This window comes from Burkholderia sp. M6-3 (genome assembly GCF_050858985.1).
Taxonomy (GTDB): Bacteria; Pseudomonadota; Gammaproteobacteria; order Burkholderiales; family Burkholderiaceae; genus Paraburkholderia; species Paraburkholderia caledonica.
Window position 1 is genome coordinate 3,688,252 of the sequence record NZ_CP110090.1, and the last position, 15,689, is coordinate 3,703,940.

The 15,689-nt window shown below is 63.3% G+C and carries 16 protein-coding genes; 9 read left to right on the forward strand and 7 right to left on the reverse strand.

Annotated elements, in window-relative coordinates; all coding sequences use genetic code 11:
* Nucleotide 1: 1 nt before the first annotated feature.
* Together OH764_RS16220 and OH764_RS16225 are read right to left on the reverse strand one after the other, a co-directional pair.
* Nucleotides 2-397, reverse strand: coding sequence for a dihydroneopterin aldolase (locus tag OH764_RS16220; protein ID WP_020070804.1), 396 nt, complete (start codon nucleotides 395-397; stop codon nucleotides 2-4).
* Nucleotides 398-463: 66 nt separating this feature from the next.
* A complete protein-coding gene (locus tag OH764_RS16225; protein WP_498847441.1) occupies nucleotides 464-1,282 on the reverse strand; it encodes an SDR family oxidoreductase in 819 nt (272 codons plus the stop codon).
* Between the two features lie 13 nt (nucleotides 1,283-1,295).
* Here OH764_RS16225 and OH764_RS16230 point away from each other — a divergent pair, with 13 nt between their 5' ends.
* Both OH764_RS16230 and OH764_RS16235 read left to right on the forward strand, forming a co-directional pair.
* Nucleotides 1,296-2,486 carry a class I SAM-dependent methyltransferase gene (locus OH764_RS16230; protein ID WP_498847442.1) on the forward strand — a complete coding sequence of 397 codons (1,191 nt, stop codon included), beginning with the start codon at nucleotides 1,296-1,298 and terminating at the stop codon, nucleotides 2,484-2,486.
* Between the two features lie 16 nt (nucleotides 2,487-2,502).
* Nucleotides 2,503-2,697 (forward strand): DUF2905 domain-containing protein, encoded by a 195-nt coding sequence (locus OH764_RS16235; protein WP_020070801.1) that lies wholly within the window; start codon nucleotides 2,503-2,505, stop codon nucleotides 2,695-2,697.
* A 90-nt stretch (nucleotides 2,698-2,787) separates the two neighbouring features.
* Here OH764_RS16235 and OH764_RS16240 read toward each other — a convergent pair whose 3' ends face one another.
* The 4 genes from OH764_RS16240 to OH764_RS16255 all read right to left on the reverse strand — a co-directional run bounded on the left by OH764_RS16240 (nucleotide 2,788) and on the right by OH764_RS16255 (nucleotide 7,705).
* The gene (locus tag OH764_RS16240; RefSeq protein WP_498847443.1) at nucleotides 2,788-4,020 is read right to left on the reverse strand and encodes a multifunctional CCA addition/repair protein; all 1,233 of its coding nucleotides are present in this window, start codon (nucleotides 4,018-4,020) and stop codon (nucleotides 2,788-2,790) included.
* On the reverse strand, nucleotides 4,017-4,670 hold the full coding sequence (locus OH764_RS16245) for a glutathione S-transferase family protein (protein ID WP_498847444.1): 654 nt from the start codon (nucleotides 4,668-4,670) through the stop codon (nucleotides 4,017-4,019). Before OH764_RS16245 ends, OH764_RS16240 begins: the two co-directional genes overlap by 4 nt.
* Nucleotides 4,671-4,702: 32 nt before the next feature.
* Complete coding sequence (locus OH764_RS16250; RefSeq protein WP_498847445.1) at nucleotides 4,703-5,656, reverse strand: complex I NDUFA9 subunit family protein; 954 nt, start codon at nucleotides 5,654-5,656, stop codon at nucleotides 4,703-4,705.
* Nucleotides 5,657-5,737: 81 nt separating this feature from the next.
* A complete protein-coding gene (locus OH764_RS16255; RefSeq protein ID WP_498847446.1) occupies nucleotides 5,738-7,705 on the reverse strand; it encodes a lytic transglycosylase domain-containing protein in 1,968 nt (655 codons plus the stop codon).
* Between the two features lie 77 nt (nucleotides 7,706-7,782).
* Between OH764_RS16255 and OH764_RS16260 the strand changes: the two genes are divergently transcribed.
* Nucleotides 7,783-8,325 (forward strand): 5-formyltetrahydrofolate cyclo-ligase, encoded by a 543-nt coding sequence (locus OH764_RS16260; protein ID WP_498848842.1) that lies wholly within the window; start codon nucleotides 7,783-7,785, stop codon nucleotides 8,323-8,325.
* A gap of 97 nt (nucleotides 8,326-8,422) precedes the next feature.
* Here the strand turns inward: OH764_RS16260 and OH764_RS16265 are convergent, their stop codons facing one another.
* A complete protein-coding gene (locus OH764_RS16265) occupies nucleotides 8,423-8,935 on the reverse strand; it encodes a winged helix DNA-binding protein (protein ID WP_020070795.1) in 513 nt (170 codons plus the stop codon).
* Nucleotides 8,936-9,138: 203 nt separating this feature from the next.
* On the opposite strand from OH764_RS16265, the gene pxpB reads away from it, so the two are divergent.
* From pxpB to OH764_RS16295, 6 genes are all read left to right on the forward strand, one after another.
* A complete protein-coding gene (pxpB, locus tag OH764_RS16270) occupies nucleotides 9,139-9,792 on the forward strand; it encodes a 5-oxoprolinase subunit B family protein (protein WP_498847447.1) in 654 nt (217 codons plus the stop codon).
* Nucleotides 9,789-10,841 (forward strand): 5-oxoprolinase subunit C family protein, encoded by a 1,053-nt coding sequence (locus OH764_RS16275; RefSeq protein ID WP_498847448.1) that lies wholly within the window; start codon nucleotides 9,789-9,791, stop codon nucleotides 10,839-10,841. Before pxpB ends, OH764_RS16275 begins: the two co-directional genes overlap by 4 nt.
* A 97-nt stretch (nucleotides 10,842-10,938) precedes the next feature.
* Entirely contained in the window at nucleotides 10,939-11,691 is a 753-nt protein-coding gene (pxpA, locus tag OH764_RS16280; RefSeq protein ID WP_498847449.1) for a 5-oxoprolinase subunit PxpA, read from the forward strand.
* A 265-nt stretch (nucleotides 11,692-11,956) separates the two neighbouring features.
* Nucleotides 11,957-12,706 carry a DUF969 domain-containing protein gene (locus OH764_RS16285; protein WP_498847450.1) on the forward strand — a complete coding sequence of 250 codons (750 nt, stop codon included), beginning with the start codon at nucleotides 11,957-11,959 and terminating at the stop codon, nucleotides 12,704-12,706.
* A complete protein-coding gene (locus tag OH764_RS16290) occupies nucleotides 12,703-13,659 on the forward strand; it encodes a DUF979 domain-containing protein (RefSeq protein WP_498847451.1) in 957 nt (318 codons plus the stop codon). Before OH764_RS16285 ends, OH764_RS16290 begins: the two co-directional genes overlap by 4 nt.
* Before the next feature lie 222 nt (nucleotides 13,660-13,881).
* Nucleotides 13,882-15,681 carry a tetratricopeptide repeat protein gene (locus tag OH764_RS16295; protein WP_498847452.1) on the forward strand — a complete coding sequence of 600 codons (1,800 nt, stop codon included), beginning with the start codon at nucleotides 13,882-13,884 and terminating at the stop codon, nucleotides 15,679-15,681.
* Nucleotides 15,682-15,689: the final 8 nt, after the last annotated feature.

Below are 15,689 nucleotides of genomic sequence, written 5' to 3' on the forward strand. Positions count from 1 at the left end.
CTCAATCCTCTTTGATACGGAAAACTTCGACGCCCACCGCGTCGCAGTCGGGATAAACATCCGGCTTTTCTGTCGAAACGCGCGCGGCCCGCACTTGCGGATGTTCGAGCATGGCCTTGACGAGGTCGTCGCACAGCGTTTCCTGCAAGTGAATATGGCCTTGCTCGACGCGGCGCGAAATGGTCGAACGCATAAAGTCGTAGTCGACCACTTCATCCAGCTTGTCCTGCACCGGCGTGGAAAGCGCGAGCGGCACAAACAGCTCGACATTGATGACAACGCGCTGTTCGCCGCGCTTCTCGAAGTCGTGCACGCCAATGTTGATGTGCACTTCGTAATTGCGCAGAAAGAGCCGGCGGCAGTCGGCGAGCCGGGGATGCGAAAGAGCGGCAAACATGTTCGTTCCAGTCCAAAAGAGCGTGGGGGCACGCAAAGGGCGCTTCAGGCGCCCATTGGAAACCCATTAAAAACCCGTTAGAAACATCACGTCGCGCGGCAGCGGCACGAGGTGCTGCCCGCCGTCGACCACCAACGTCGTTCCTGTGACGCCGGTTGCGTCTGCGAGATACAGTGCGGCGGCCACAATGTCCTCCGGCCGCGACGCACGGCCCAAAGGCGTAACCCGATGAGCGGCCGCGAAGCTCTCCGCTGTTTGATCGGCGGATTGCATCGTCAGACCAGGCGCGAGTCCGACTACGCGCACTTTCGGCGCCAACGCCTGCGCGAGCGCGATCGTGGCTGTCTGCAATGCTGCCTTCGACAGCGTATACGACAGGTAGTCCGGATTCATGTTGTACAGCTTCTGGTCCAGCACATTGATCACGACGCTGCGCTGCGTTTCGTCGACAAGCGCGGCTTGCGGCGTCGTGTCGAACAGCATGCGAGCCAGCACGAGCGGCGCGCCGAGGTTGATCGCGGTCAGCTTCAGCAGCAGTTCGTAGCCGACGTTGCGAGCCGTGTCTTCCTCGAAACTCGACGCATTGTTGACGATGCAAACCGGCCGGCCGAGCGCCGCGGCGCAGGCCGGCAATAGTGCCGCGACCTGAGCCTCGTCGCTCAGTTCCGCATGCAAGGCCACCGCGCGGCGGCCCATGCCCGCGATTTCCGCGACCACCTCTTCAGCTTCCCCGCGCGACGCGCCGTAGTGGACGGCCACGTCCCAGCCCCGCGCGGCAAAGCCGAGCGCGAGCGAACGTCCGATGCGGCGCGCGGCGCCGGTAATCAGGACGACACGCGGCGTTTCGGGCTCGCGGGCGGCGGCGGTGTCGATAGAAGTGGTCATTTACAATGCGGGAATGAATCCGAAAGCTCACCAACCCGATAGTTTACCTGCTCCCGGCCCGAGCGCGCTCGCGCAGTCCGAAGCGCTCGTCGCGCTCATTCGAGCAGAGCTTGAAGAGGCCGGCGGCTGGTTGCCGTTCGATCGCTATATGGAGCGCGCGCTGTACGCGCCCGGACTCGGCTACTACAGCGGCGGCGCCCGCAAGTTCGGCTTGCGCGGCGACGACGGCAGTGACTTCGTCACGGCACCCGAACTATCGCCGCTCTTCGCGACCACGCTGGCGCGTCCTGTCGCCGAAGCGCTGCACGCAAGCGGTACACGCAACGTGATGGAGTTCGGCGCCGGCACCGGCAAACTCGCGGCAGGCTTGCTGAACGCGCTCGTCGCGCTCGGCGCTGAATTCGACAGCTATTCGATCGTCGATCTGTCGGGAGAATTGCGTGAGCGTCAGCGTGAAACGATTGAAGCCGCCGCGCCTTTACTCGCGGGCAAAGTGCGCTGGCTGGACGCACTGCCGGAGCGCTTCGAGGGCGTGGTGATCGGCAACGAAGTGTTGGACGCGATGCCGGTGCGGCTTTTTGCTTCCGTCGACGGCGCCTGGTGCGAACGCGGCGTTGCATGGCGCGACGGGTGGTTCGCATTCGAAGACCGCCCGGTGTCCGCATCCGCCGACATGGCATTGCTGTCCGAAATCGACACGACCGGCGGCGACTACCTTGCCGAAACGCACGACGCCGCACGCGCCTTCACGCGCACCATCTGCACGATGCTCGCACGCGGCGCGGCGTTCTTCATCGACTACGGTTTCCCGCGTCACGAGTACTACCATGCGCAGCGCGCGCAAGGCACGCTGATGTGCCACTACCGGCATCGCGCGCATGGCGATCCATTTGTCTATCCTGGCTTGCAGGACATCACCGCGCACGTGGAATTCACGGGTATCGCCGAAGCCGGCGTTGAAACCGGAGCCGACCTGCTGGGCTTCACGTCGCAAGCCCGTTTCCTGCTGAACGCGGGCATTACGGATGCGTTATCCGAAATCGATCCCGCCGACACAGCGCGCTTTTTGCCTGCGGCGAACGCGGTGCAGAAGCTGTTGTCGGAGGCCGAAATGGGCGAGCTATTCAAGGTGATCGCGTTCTCGCGCGGACTGGAAGACACGCTGCAGGCGTTTTCCAGCGGCGACCGGTCACACACGCTGTAATGCCGGGGTACGCACAATGATCCGCTGGCTGTTGACTACTTTCGTTGCCCTCGCGGTGCTGTCGGCTTGCTGGCCGTGGCTTCGAAAGCTCGGCATTGGACGAATGCCCGGCGACGTCAGCGTGCGTCTGTTCGGACGCGAATATCACTTTCCGTTTATGTCGACGTTGTTGCTGTCGATGTTGCTGTCGCTTATCGCGAGGCTCCTGTAAAGCCGCCGAGCGGTTGACTGCGCGATTGATTGCGACAGCTCGGAAAGCTCTTTCACGAAAGACCGTCGGTGCACTACCGCCCCACTTCGCTCACTCAAGCGCCGCGGCCACAGCACGCACGCGTTCTTGATGCACGGCGTCCTTGATGCCGGCCGGCGTATCGGCGAGCCGTTTGGCGACGGCGCCCGCGTCCACGCCCCGCGCTGCGACGAGCGCGACTCGCAGACGCTCCGCCTGCGGATACTCCCGCGCTTCGAAACCGAGCCGGCCGCGCGCGTCGGCCTCGCACGCCTGCAAGGCTTCTGCGAAACGCGAAGGCTTGCGTATCGCGTCGCAGCGCTCGAGCAGCCTCACGAGCGCAGCGGCGCCCATTTCCGTCACGCGATGGATGTTGCCGTGTTCGCGCGCCACCAGCACCGCGAGGTCGCGACATTCGTTCGGAACACGTAAGCGCTCGCACAGAGGCTTGAGCAGATCCACGCTGCGTCCTTCGTGGCCGATATGCCGCGGCAGAATATCTTCGGGCGTGGTGGCTTTGCCGAGGTCATGCGTGAGCGCCGCAAACCGCACGGGCAGCGCATAACCCTGCTGCGCGGCGTGGTCGAGCACCATCATTACGTGCACGCCCGTATCGACTTCGGGGTGATAGTCGGCGCGCTGCGGCACGCCGAACAGCGCGTCGATCTCCGGCAGAATCCGCACCAATGCGCCGCAATCGCGCAGTACTTCGAACATGCGCGACGGCTTTTTCTCCATCAAACCGCGCGACACCTCCTGCCATACGCGTTCGGCGACGAGCGCGTCCACTTCGCCGTCCGCCACCATTTTGCGCATCAGCGCGAGTGTCTCAGGCGCAACGGTGAAATCAGCAAAACGCGCGGCGAAGCGTGCAATCCGCAGGATACGCACCGGATCTTCGAGAAACGCGTCGCTGACGTGGCGGAACAGCTTTGCCTGCAAGTCGCGCTGACCGCCGAACGGATCGATCACCGGGCCTGTCAGTTCGCCTCCCGGACGCACCTCGCGAGCCATTGCGTTGATCGTCAGGTCGCGGCGCGCCAGGTCTTCTTCGAGCGTCACGTCGGGTGCGTAGAAGAACTGGAAGCCGTGATAGCCCGCCGCGGTTTTTCGCTCTGTACGCGCGAGGGCGTACTCCTCGTGCGTCTGCGGATGCAGGAACACGGGGAAGTCCTTGCCGACCGGACGGTAGCCCTGCGCGACCATCTGCTCGGGTGTTGCGCCGACCACCACGTAATCGCGATCCTGAACCGGCACGCCCAGCAATTCGTCGCGGATGGCGCCGCCCACTGCATAGATGTTCATCGGCATTCGTCTAGATACGCAACGGCGTGCGTCTCGCTGAGCGCGCCGTCGATCCAGGCTTTCACGGCGGGCACGGCCATGACCCGTCGCATATACGCCGACGACGTCTCGGACAACGCCGGCTGCCACGTGTTGAAGCGCATGACCACCGGTGCGTACATCGCGTCCGCAATAGTGAACTCGCCGAACAGGAAAGGACCGCCATATGTGTCCAGACAGTCGCGCCAGATCGCCTCGATACGCGCGATGTCGGCCAGCACACCTGGCGTTGCGTTCTTGCCGGGGAACGACGCGCGAATGTTCATCCACATATGCGAGCGCAATTCGCCAAAGCCGGAATGCATCTCGGCGCTCACACTGCGGGCATGCGCACGCGCCGCCGGGTCGCGCGGCCAGAATGCGTGCCGAGGAAAGCGCTCGGCCAACGTCTCGGCAATTGCCAGAGAATCCCAGATGGCACGGCCCGCGTCGTCGATCAGACATGGAATCTTGCCCGGGCCTTTCGGCGCATGAGCCAGCACGGCGGCATTGGTGCCGGGCTGGTCCAGATGAATCAGGATTTCGTCGAACGCAATCCCAAAATGCTTGAACAGCAGCCACGGACGCATCGACCACGACGAATAGTTCTTGTCACCAATAAGCAGCTTCATGCGGGTTCGTATGAGGAAGAAAATAAGAAGGTTCAGCGCCCCGCGCTCGCGCGAAACGCATCGAAACGCGAGCGTGCCGACGCCCCGCTCAGATAGACCGGCGCGATGGTTTCGAGGCTGGCCGGCTCAAGACCAAGCTCGGGTGCGAGCGGCCGGGTCAGCACGTTATCGACTTTCATCGAGTCGAGATTGTCGCGTGTGAGGACAGGTTCACCGGGTGCCATTTCGAAGGTCATTGCCTGCATGCGCGCCAGCATTTGCGGCAAACGGATGATGCTCGCGTGCCTGCCGATCACATCGCCGCAATATTTAACGAGCTCTTCGAGCGAATAGACGCTCGGGCCGCCAAGCTCGTAGGTCTTGCCGCTCGCCGCATCGAGATCGAGCACGTTCACGATCGCCTTCGCGACGTCGCCGACATAGACCGGCTGGAATTTCGCGTCCGGCATTGCGAGCGGAATCACGGGGAAAATGCGCTGCAAGAAAGCGAACTTGTTGAGAAACTGGTCTTCCGGACCGAACACGACGGATGGCCGAAAAATCGTCCACGCAAGATTCGAAGCGTGCACGGCTTTTTCGCCGTCGCCCTTCGAGCGCGCGTACATGCTCGGGCCGTTCGAGTCGGCGCCAAGCGCGCTCAGATGAATTAGCCGATGCACGCCCTTGCCTTCGCAAGCCGCCGCAATTCTAGTCGGCAGTTCGACGTGAGCGCGCGCGAATTCCGGACCGTATGGTGTGCGTCGCTTGCCGTGCAGCGTGCCGACCAGATTGATCACACAGTCGGTTTCCTCGACGAAGCGAGCGAGTTGGACTGGATCGAAGACGTCGGTCTCGATCACGTCGATAGGAAGCAGCGTGAGGTGGCGCGCGTTATAGCGTCGCCGTGTGGCGATGCGCACGTCTTTGCCCATTTCAACGAGGGCGTTGACGAGATGGCTTCCGATGAAACCGGAACCGCCAATGATCGCAATGGCTTTGTGTCGCATTTTCGACTCCCTGGTGGAAGCCGCGGCAACGGCTGGCGTGGCGCACCGCTGCCTCACACCGAGGCAGCGGCGGCACGGCGCTTACGGTGCGATGTAACCCAGACGCGCCTTCAGCGATTGCGGACGGCCTTCGAACAATGCCGCGTAGTAGACCGTGTTGGACAACACATTCTTCACGTAGTCACGCGTTTCCTGGAAGGGAATCGCTTCGGCGAAGATCGCGCCTTCAACCGGATGCTGCAACGTCTGCCGCCAGTTACGCGGACGGCCCGGCCCGGCGTTGTAACCCGCGGTGGCCAGCACGGCGGAACCATCGAACTGATTGTAGATCATCGACAGGTAGTTCGTGCCCAGCAGGATGTTGGTGTTGATGTCGTTCATCTGCTCGCGCGAAATCGGGCCGAGGCCGATCTTCTTTGCGACGAGTTGCGCGGTGCCCGGCATCAGCTGCATCAAACCGCCCGCGCCGACTTCCGAGCGCGCATTAATGATGAAACGCGATTCCTGGCGAATCAGCCCGTACGCCCATTCCACGTCCAGGCCGCTCGACTGCGCATCCCGTTCGACGATATCGCGGAACGGCGACAAATAACGCAGCGAGAAATCGTGTTCGGTTTTCGTGCGGTCGGCGGTGTTGACGGTGCGGTCATACAGCTGGATACGGCGCGCGTATTCGGCGGCGGCAAGCAACTGACGGTCGCTCATGGTGCGCAGCGGCCAGTTCCACTCGCGATTGCCTTCGAGCCGCAAGTTCAGCGCGTAGAAGCGCTGCGCCAGATCGAAACCAGGCGTGTTGCCGGCCTGCTGGACTTCGGAATCGGTCACCATGGTTTTCGGCGGCACCGAAATCTTCTGCCCGAGTTCTTCAGCGGCCAGTTGCCCGTAGAAGTTGAAACCCTGCGAGATCGACTCGAATTCCTGGTTGGCCGTGGTCGTGTCGCCCGCCTGCTTGAGCGCACGGGCATGCCAATAGACCCACGACGGCTGATTGCGCAGCGCCACCGGCATCTGCTCGATCGACCAGCGCACCATGTTCCAGTCTCCCGCAAGCAGCGCGGTGCGCGTGCGCCATTCATACGCTGGATTCGAGAGCGGCGCGTTTGCCGACAACCTGTACCAGTCGGTGGCGCTCGGCATCTGCTTGGCTGCCGCCTGATAGGCAATGGTGCCCCAGCCGATCGCGCGTTCGGGCGAATTCAGCGACGGCGCGACAGACGCGAACGTGGCCGCGGCCATGGCCGGATCGTTGCGTGCCATGCGCGTGATGGCGAGCAGCGCAAGTTGATGCGATTGCGCGTCGGGACTCACACCGCGCGCCAGCAACAATGGCGGTGTACTGGTAGCCTGGCCGAACAGCACCGGATCGGGCGCCTGGTCGCCCAGCGCGTCGACCAGCTTGCTGCCGGTATTCGGATAGTTCTGTTCGTAAGCGAGACGGATTTGTTGCCAGATGTCGTCGGTGCTGAACTGCTTGTTCACGCCGAGCACCGTGATCAGATCGACGCAGCCGTCGCCGTACCATTTCGGATCGACGAGCAGCGCGCGCGCCGCGTCCGCGACATTCTCGCCGCGCGACGCACGCGATTCGAGCGCATAGCACTTGACCTGCGTATCGTCGTTCAGCACGAAGCGCGCATATTGCTGGTCGAAGTTGCGCCAATCGTGGCGCGTGCCGAGCACCGTGAGGTAGTCGTTGCGCATGCGGTCGGCGATCGCCTGGCCGTCGTACTTCTGCAGGAACGCGAGCACCGGCGCGTCTGGCGCGTCGACGCGCGCATGGCCGCCGGAATCGAAGAGTTGCGGCTTGATCTGGAAGTACTCCAGATACGAAGGCGCTGGATAGCTCGGGATCATGCTTGCCAACTGCACCGCACGAGCCGCGTCGTTATTGCGGGCGGCCTCGCGCAACTGGACGAAAATCTGATCGTCGTTGTTGAGCTGCGAAATGGGAAGAGGCTTGACGGCTGACGCCGTGCTGCATGCGACGAGCGCCGCTGCGGCTAACGCCATGCCTGCCGCGCGATATACTCGATAAAGACTTTTTGACATCGTTGTTTCTGGAGCGCGAATTGAACCCAAGCATAGCATGCAACCCTGTCGCGGAATCGAAAAAGGCGCTGCGTCGAATGCTATTGGAAGCAAGGCTACAAGCGGCTTCCGAGCCGACGAACAATGCCGCGCTCGGACGTTGCATTCTCGATGCGCTCAAGCATTTCGACGTGCAAAGCGTCGGGTTCTACTGGCCGCTCGCAGGCGAATTCGATGCGCGTGCAGCGATCACCATCTGGCTCGCGGGCAGCACGCAGCGCGAAGCCAGCCTGCCGATCATCAAGGAACGCGGGTTGCCTCTCGAGTTCCACGCATGGTCGCCGGATACGCCGATGAAGATCGGCCACCACAAGATCGCGGAGCCCACCACAGGGCGAATGGTGACGCCCGAGCTACTGCTCGTTCCCTGCGTGGGTTTCGATGCCGACGGCTACCGGCTCGGTTATGGCGGCGGCTACTACGACCGTACGCTCGCCGGCTGGCCCGGAGCGAAGAAGCCGATTACGGTGGGTGTGGCGTATGAAGCATGCCGCACCTCTGCACTGGAGCGCGAGGTGCATGACATCCCGCTCGACATGATCGTGACCGAAGCGGGGCTTCATGCGCGGACCGTCGGCTAGATGCGTGTGAAGAGCGACCGGCAACACACCGCTTAGCGCGGCTTGCATGCAGCCAGGAAACTCATACCCCGCTGGCGCGCGTCCCAGCGCCTCACATTTATAACGACGCCGCCGCGCGCGCGGCTGTGTCGTACATCCCAGACGCGTTTCTCATCAATTGCGCCGCGTCGCCAATCTGTTCGTTGGTGAGGCCGCTTTCCTTCAGCGTCGAGATGAGGCAACTCTCGCGCACCTCCCGATACTTCAGACACAGCGCACGGCCCGCTTCCGTCGCCGAAAAAAACACTTCCTTGCCGGTCTTTTCGCTTTTTACATACCCTCTAGCTACGAGCTTCTTCAACGCATAGGTCGCGACGTGCGTATCTTCTATGTTGAGGACGAAGCAGATGTCGGCCAGTTTTTTGCGGCGCTCGCGATGACTCACGTGATGCAGCAGCGAGACCTCGATTGCGGTCATGTCCTTGTCCCCGGCCGCCGACATGCAGCGCACCATCCATCGGTTGAATGCGTTGCCGGCCATGATGAGCGCGTACTCGAGCTCGGACAGTTCCGCGCTCGTGTCCGACACGAGATGTTCGGACGAGACGATCTTGGTGGGATGCCGCGACATGTGAATTTCTCAGGAAAACGGGATGGAGAGTGTCGGGAGTGTACGACGAGCGGCTCACGGCGGCGAGCCTGGCGAAAACTCTTATTGATAAATTGTTGATATTTTATTGACAATGTACGCTTCAAACGTCGCGTAACCATGCCCCATGGTTTCCGACGGCGTTCACAACGCAGAACTCTTCGACATCTTCGGGTCTTCAAGCCATGAGCCAACCCAGAATTTTTCCGCTCGGCGACGCCGCGCTTGTCTGCGAGGCGCCCCCGCCCGCGACGCTGGATTGCCAGCGCCGCGTGTGGGCGGCTGCCGAAATGGCGCAGCACTGGCCTCATGTGCTCGAAGTCGTCCCGGGCATGAACAATCTGACGCTTGTGTTCGATCCCGTCGAAGCCGACCGCGACGCGCTAACGACGAGGCTGCAGGAGGCCTGGCAAGCAGTCAGCGCAGCGCCCGCGCCGGGCCGCGAAGTCGAAGTCCCCGTCCAGTACGGCGGAGAGTTCGGCCCCGACCTGGGTGCAGTGGCGAACCATACCGGTTTGAGCGTGCGCGAGGTGATCGAGCGGCATTCGGGTGGCGAATACGTGGTCTTTTTCCTCGGCTTCCAGCCGGGCTTCGCCTATATGGGCGGACTGGAAGAGGCGCTGCATACGCCGCGCCGCGCGTCGCCGCGACTCGAAGTGCCGGCCGGTTCGGTCGGCATCGGCGGGGAGCAGACGGGCATTTACCCAGCTACGTCGCCCGGCGGCTGGCAACTGATCGGCCGCACGGAACTGCCGCTGTTCGACCCAACGCGCCGCCCGCCCACCTTGTTGCAGCCGGGCGACCGGGTGCGCTTCACGATTGCGGGGATACACGCATGATCGACGTGATTCGCGCAGGTCTGCTGACCACGATTCAGGACCTCGGCCGTCACGGCTACCGGCATCTGGGCGTCGCGATGGGCGGGGCGCTCGACCGCCTGTCGCTGGAAGTCGGCAACCGGCTCGTCGGCAACCGGCCCGACGCCGCAGGTCTCGAAATCACCTTCGGCCCCACCGTGCTGCGCTTCCTGCGCGCGACGCGAGTGGCCATCACCGGCACTGAATTCGGCGCGACGCTCGACGGCAAGCCGGTCTACTCGTGGTGGAGCCTGCCCGTGAAGGCCGGCCAGGAGCTGGTACTGAACGCGGCGAAGCGCGGCATGCGCGGCTACGTGTGCATCGCGGGCGGCATCGACGTATTGCCGATGCTCGGTTCGCGCAGCACCGACCTTGCGGCTCACTTCGGCGGTCTCGGGGGCCGGGCGCTGCGCGACGGCGACCGCCTGCCGGTCGGCGCGCCGCCGCAGCGCGCTCACGTCGGCTTCTCTCCCGAGGCGCCGGAGTTCGGCGTCAAAGCGCCTGCGTGGTGCAAGTTCGTGCTCGTGGACGAACCGCTGCGGCGCGGCCGTCATCCGACAGGCGTGCCCTGGGCGGTCCCGATTCGGGTGTTGCGCGGCCCCGAGTACGAAAGTTTCACCGACGAAGCACACGAGTCTTTCTGGTCCGACGAGTGGCTGGTCACGCCGAACAGCAACCGCATGGGCTACCGGCTTGCCGGCACGGAACTGAAGCGCAAAGTCAAAGCGGATCTGCTGTCACACGCGGTGCTGCCGGGCACGATCCAGGTGCCGCCGAACGGCCAGCCGATCGTGCTGATGAGCGACGCACAGACTACCGGTGGCTATCCGAAGATCGGCGCGGTCATTCAGGCCGACTTGTGGAAGCTCGCCCAGGTGCGGCTGAATGCGGCGGTCCGCTTCATTCCGACCACGCCCTACGAAGCGCGCCACGCTTTACTGGAAGAGCGCACCTATTTGCGGCAAATCGACGCCGCCATAGCAATGCATGAAGAACGTTGCGCACGGCAGATGGCCGCCGCAGCGTTGTGACAATGACCGCCCCCAAGCCTGGCGCGTCGCGCCCGGCCTTTCGAGGGGCAAGAAAACTTGGGGCGGCCCGGCGTTTTCTTGAGAGTAGAGGAACATCATGGAAATCGATCTGAACGCCGACCTCGGCGAAGGCTGCGGCTCCGACGAGGCGCTGCTCGACCTCGTCAGCTCCGCGAATATCGCGTGCGGCTGGCACGCCGGTGGCGCCAACGCCATGCGTGACTGCGTGCGATGGGCGGTGAAAAAAGGCGTGTCGATCGGGGCGCATCCGAGCTTCAACGATCCGGAGAACTTCGGCCGCAAGGAGATGGACTTGCCGGCGGCCGACATTTACGCGGGCGTGCTTTATCAACTCGGCGCGCTGTCGGCAATCGCGCAGGCCGAGGGCGGGCGCATCGCGCACGTGAAGCCGCACGGCGCTCTCTACAACCAGGCCGCGCGCGACGCGAAGATCGCCGACGCGATCGTTTCGGCCGTGCATGACTTCGATCCGTCGGTCGCGGTTTTCGCGCTTGCCAACAGCGGTCTCGTGACCGCCGCGCGCAACGCGGGGCTGACCGCCATCGAAGAAGTATTCGCCGATCGCGGCTATCGCGCCGACGGCTCGCTCGTGCCGCGCAAGGAGCCCGGCGCGCTACTCGAAGATGAAGACGAAGTGCTCGAACGCACACTTGCGATGGTGCGCGAGCAGCGGGTGCGCGCCGTCGACGGTCAATGGGTGCCGCTCAACGCGCAGACCATTTGCCTGCACGGCGACGGCCCGCATGCGCTCGCGTTCGCGCGGCGCATCCGCAGCGCGCTGCAGCAGGCCGGTATCGAGGTGCACGCGGCCGGCGCAGCAAGCGTCTGAAGTACGCGCCGCCGCATCCCGGTCATGTCCTGAACGCCCTGAACGCCCCGCTACATGCGGGGCGTTCGCCAGGTGCAAGAGGTAATGCAGAGATTTGCAGTATCCGCAGTCGATTCATCGCAGTGAATGCTGGTGCAGGTGCAATTGCAGTGCGTAGCAACGCGGCCATCAAGAGCCGCGGAAACAAAACGGCGCGCGGATCGCCACGCGCCGGCCCATGTTAGCCGTCACAAGCGGCGACGTTGAAACCTGTTTGGAGATCCAGATGCAGACAACAGTCAGTCTATGGCCGCTCATCGGCGTGGCCGTCATCATCGTTGGCTTTTTATTGCGGTTCAATCCGATGCTGATCGTGGCAGTCGCCGCGATCATTACCGGGCTGGCCGCGCACTTTCCGGTCGAGAAAATCCTCGCCGAAATCGGCACTGGCTTCATCAAGACGCGCAACATTCCGTTGATCATTCTTCTGCCGCTCGCGGTAATCGGCTTGCTGGAACGGCATGGCCTGCGCGAGCGCGCGCAGACGTGGATCAGCGGCATCAAGGCCGCCACGGCCGGGCGCCTGCTGATCGTTTATCTGCTCGTGCGCGAGCTGACTGCGGCAGTTGGGCTGACCGGGCTCGGCGGACATCCGCAGATGGTGCGCCCGCTCATCGCGCCGATGGCCGAAGGTGCAACCGAAACCCGCTTCGGCAAGATCAGCGACGCCGTGCGTTTCAAGCTGCGGGCGTTTTCAGCGGCAACGGACAACGTCGGCCTCTTCTTCGGCGAAGACATTTTCGTTGCGTTCGGTGCGATCGTGCTGATGACCACCTTCCTGAAGGAGGCAGGCATTATCGTCGAGCCGATCCACGTCGCGGTCTGGGGCATTCCCACTGCAATCTGCGCATTTCTGATCCACGGCTTCCGCCTGTATCTGCTTGACCGCAAGCTCGACCGCGAATTGCGCGGCAACGCCCGCGCGGGCAACGCCGCCGTATCGCCGACGCAATCCGCTGCAGGAGACAAAGCATGACGCTCTCGATTACCTATCTCTTCTGGCTGTTGGGCGTGGTGCTGCTGATCGTCGGCGGCATGATCGTCACGGACAAGGAACATCCGCGCCGCCTGACGGCCGGCGGCTTCTGGATTCTTTATGCGCTGATCTTTCTGATCGGCGACAAACTGCCTCCCGCAGTGGTCGGCGTCGCGGTGATCGTGATGGCGCTGATTGCCGGCTTCGGCGGGGTCACCGCCGGCAAGCCGAGAGTGCTGTCGCTTGAAGCGCGCAAGGCGAGTGCCGCGCGCCTTGGCAACAAGCTGTTCGTGCCCGCGCTCACGATTCCCGTGATCACCGTGATCATCACCTTGTCGGCGAGCCACCTTGTGTTCGGCGGCGTTCCGCTGATCGAGAAGGCCAACGTCACGTTGATCGGCTTCGGCATCGGCTGCGTGATCGCGCTCGCGGTTGCATGCGTGCTGACGCGCGACACCGTCGGGCAGTCGATGAAGGAAACGCGCCGTCTCGTCGACGCGCTCTCCTGGGCCGCCGTGTTGCCGCAAATGCTCGGCATGCTCGGCCTCGTGTTCTCGGACGCGGGTGTCGGCAAAGCCGTCGCTCACGTGACCACCGCGTATATCAGCCTCGACTACCGGTTTATCGCAGTGGCCGTGTATTGCATCGGCATGGCGCTTTTCACGATGGTCATGGGCAACGGCTTCGCTGCGTTTCCGGTAATGACGGGCGGCGTCGGCGTGCCGATTCTCGTCGGCGTGTTCCATGGCAATCCGGCCGTGATGGTGGCAATCGGCATGTTCTCGGGCTACTGCGGCACGCTGATGACGCCGATGGCCGCGAACTTCAACATGGTGCCGGCGGCCTTGCTGGAACTGCCGGATAAGAACGCCGTTATCAAGGTTCAGATACCTACCGCGCTGACCTTGCTGGTCGTGAACATCTTCCTGCTCAACTTCCTGATGTTCATGTAAAAGCGTTCGCAAAAGCGTCCGTAAAAGCAGCAATTTCCGATGTCTCGCGCGACGCTTTCGCGGCACATCGGCGAAGCACCTCAAACAGGAAAAAACTGCAAGGGAAATAGGATGCGTCCGATCGTCGGTCCGTGATGCCGACCATAAGATGCTGGACCATCTCCTATCCACACCCGCCGGCGCGTGCAACGCGCGCCGCCGGAGCCTTTCCCGCAGGTTTCCATGGAACGTCAACCTCAGCGCGCCGGCGCGCATTCCGCGCCGCCGTCATCCAGCGTTACTTCGCTCGTGAATGCCGCGCTTGGCGCGCATCAGGCCGGCCGGCTCGACACCGCCGATTCCATCTACCGCGAGATCCTGGCGCTCGCGCCGACGAATTCGCAGGCTTTGCATTATTTCGGGGTACTGCATTATCAGCGCGGGCAATTCGCGGACGCCGCCGCGCTGATGAGCAACGCGCTCAAATACGACCGTCACGACGCCGCCTGCTGGAGCAACCGCGGACTCGCCGCCGCCGCGCTTGGCCATCTCGACGAAGCCACCATCTGTTACGACCAGGCGTTGCAACTACAACCCGATTTCGCCGACGCGCGCAACAATTTCGGCACTGCGTTGCAGGCGCAAGGCGCGTTGAACGAAGCCGTCGAACAATATCGGCTTGCAATCGCGTCGAACCCTGCACTGGTCGATGCCCATCTGAATCTGGGCACGGCGCTCGGCAAACTCGGGCGCTTCGCGGAAGCCCTGGCGTGCTATCGCGACGCCTTGCGAATCGATCCGGCTTCAGCGGAAGCCCACTTCAACGCGGGCAATGCCTACACAGCGCAAGGCGAGCGCGAGGCGGCCGTCGCGAGCTTTGAGCGCGCGCTCGCGTTGCGCCCGGATTACGCCGAGGCGCACATCAACCTGGGTAGCGCGATCGGCAAGCATGGCGACTACGCGGGCGCGGAGTCGCACTACCGTCGCGCGGTTGCAATCGCGCCGAATCCGACCAACCTCGTGTGCCTGGGCGGCTCGCTCGGCGCGCAGGGGCGGCTCGACGAAGAGGAGACGTTCTATCGTGAGGCGCTCGCGCGCGATCCGCACTACGCCGACGCCCATCAGAACCTTGCCTGGCTGCTGCTTAAGCGCGGCGATTTCAAGCAGGGTTGGGCCGAGTTTGCGCTGCGCTGGCGTAAGAGCGATTACGAAGCGCTCGCGATTCCGGGCGTGGCCGAATGGCGCGGCGAACCGCTCAACGGACGTCGTGTGTTGATCGTCGGCGAGCAGGGTTTCGGAGATCATTTCCAGTTCCTGCGTTTTGCGCGCTTGCTGCACGAACGCGGCGCCACAGTAGACGTCTGCGTGCGCGAGCCATTGCTGAGTCTTGTTCAACGCATGCCGGGCGTAGACAACACGTTCAGCGGAAAACCGGAGCAGAACTACGATTTCTGGGTGCCCATGACGAGCGTGCCGTCATGCGTGGGCACTGAGTTGTCCACCATCCCGGCCGAAGTACCGTATCTGTTCGCGGACCACGCCAAGGTCAAAGCCTGGCGCAAGAAACTGAAGAAAACCGGCGATGCGAAGCGCAAGGCGGGCCTCGTGTGGGCGGGCAGTCCGGCGTTCGGCAACGACCGCTACCGGTCAATGGCGCTTGCCGACCTGCACGCGCTCGCCGATGTCGCCAATGTGGACTGGTATCCGTTGCAGAAGGGTGCGGCGCACGCGCAACTCGCCGCCGCGCCGCAAGCCTTCCGCATGCACGATTTCACCGGTGAGTTGAACGACTTTGAGGACACGGCCGCGCTGATCATGAACCTCGATCTGGTGATCGCCGTCGACACCGCCGTCGCACATCTGGCCGGCGCGCTCGGCAAGCCGGTCTGGCTTCTGCTGCCGGCCAATTCAGACTGGCGCTGGCTTGAAGAACGGAGCGACTCGCCGTGGTATCCGGGAATGCGGCTGTTCCGGCAGAAGGTACTAGGCGAATGGGCGGAGGTGGTGAAGGAAGTGATCAGCGCAATCGGTCCCGCGACGTAAATCGCGCA

Bases quoted from the DNA above. Each gene is read 5' to 3' on its own strand.
- OH764_RS16220 (WP_020070804.1), bottom strand. From the start codon at position 397: ATGTTTGCCGCTCTTTCGCATCCCCGGCTCGCCGACTGCCGCCGGCTC.
- OH764_RS16225 (WP_498847441.1), bottom strand. From the start codon at position 1,282: ATGACCACTTCTATCGACACCGCCGCCGCCCGCGAGCCCGAAACGCCG.
- OH764_RS16230 (WP_498847442.1), top strand. From the start codon at position 1,296: ATGAATCCGAAAGCTCACCAACCCGATAGTTTACCTGCTCCCGGCCCG.
- OH764_RS16235 (WP_020070801.1), top strand. From the start codon at position 2,503: ATGATCCGCTGGCTGTTGACTACTTTCGTTGCCCTCGCGGTGCTGTCG.
- OH764_RS16240 (WP_498847443.1), bottom strand. From the start codon at position 4,020: ATGAACATCTATGCAGTGGGCGGCGCCATCCGCGACGAATTGCTGGGC.
- OH764_RS16245 (WP_498847444.1), bottom strand. From the start codon at position 4,670: ATGAAGCTGCTTATTGGTGACAAGAACTATTCGTCGTGGTCGATGCGT.
- OH764_RS16250 (WP_498847445.1), bottom strand. From the start codon at position 5,656: ATGCGACACAAAGCCATTGCGATCATTGGCGGTTCCGGTTTCATCGGA.
- OH764_RS16255 (WP_498847446.1), bottom strand. From the start codon at position 7,705: ATGTCAAAAAGTCTTTATCGAGTATATCGCGCGGCAGGCATGGCGTTA.
- OH764_RS16260 (WP_498848842.1), top strand. From the start codon at position 7,783: ATGCTATTGGAAGCAAGGCTACAAGCGGCTTCCGAGCCGACGAACAAT.
- OH764_RS16265 (WP_020070795.1), bottom strand. From the start codon at position 8,935: ATGTCGCGGCATCCCACCAAGATCGTCTCGTCCGAACATCTCGTGTCG.
- pxpB (WP_498847447.1), top strand. From the start codon at position 9,139: ATGAGCCAACCCAGAATTTTTCCGCTCGGCGACGCCGCGCTTGTCTGC.
- OH764_RS16275 (WP_498847448.1), top strand. From the start codon at position 9,789: ATGATCGACGTGATTCGCGCAGGTCTGCTGACCACGATTCAGGACCTC.
- pxpA (WP_498847449.1), top strand. From the start codon at position 10,939: ATGGAAATCGATCTGAACGCCGACCTCGGCGAAGGCTGCGGCTCCGAC.
- OH764_RS16285 (WP_498847450.1), top strand. From the start codon at position 11,957: ATGCAGACAACAGTCAGTCTATGGCCGCTCATCGGCGTGGCCGTCATC.
- OH764_RS16290 (WP_498847451.1), top strand. From the start codon at position 12,703: ATGACGCTCTCGATTACCTATCTCTTCTGGCTGTTGGGCGTGGTGCTG.
- OH764_RS16295 (WP_498847452.1), top strand. From the start codon at position 13,882: ATGGAACGTCAACCTCAGCGCGCCGGCGCGCATTCCGCGCCGCCGTCA.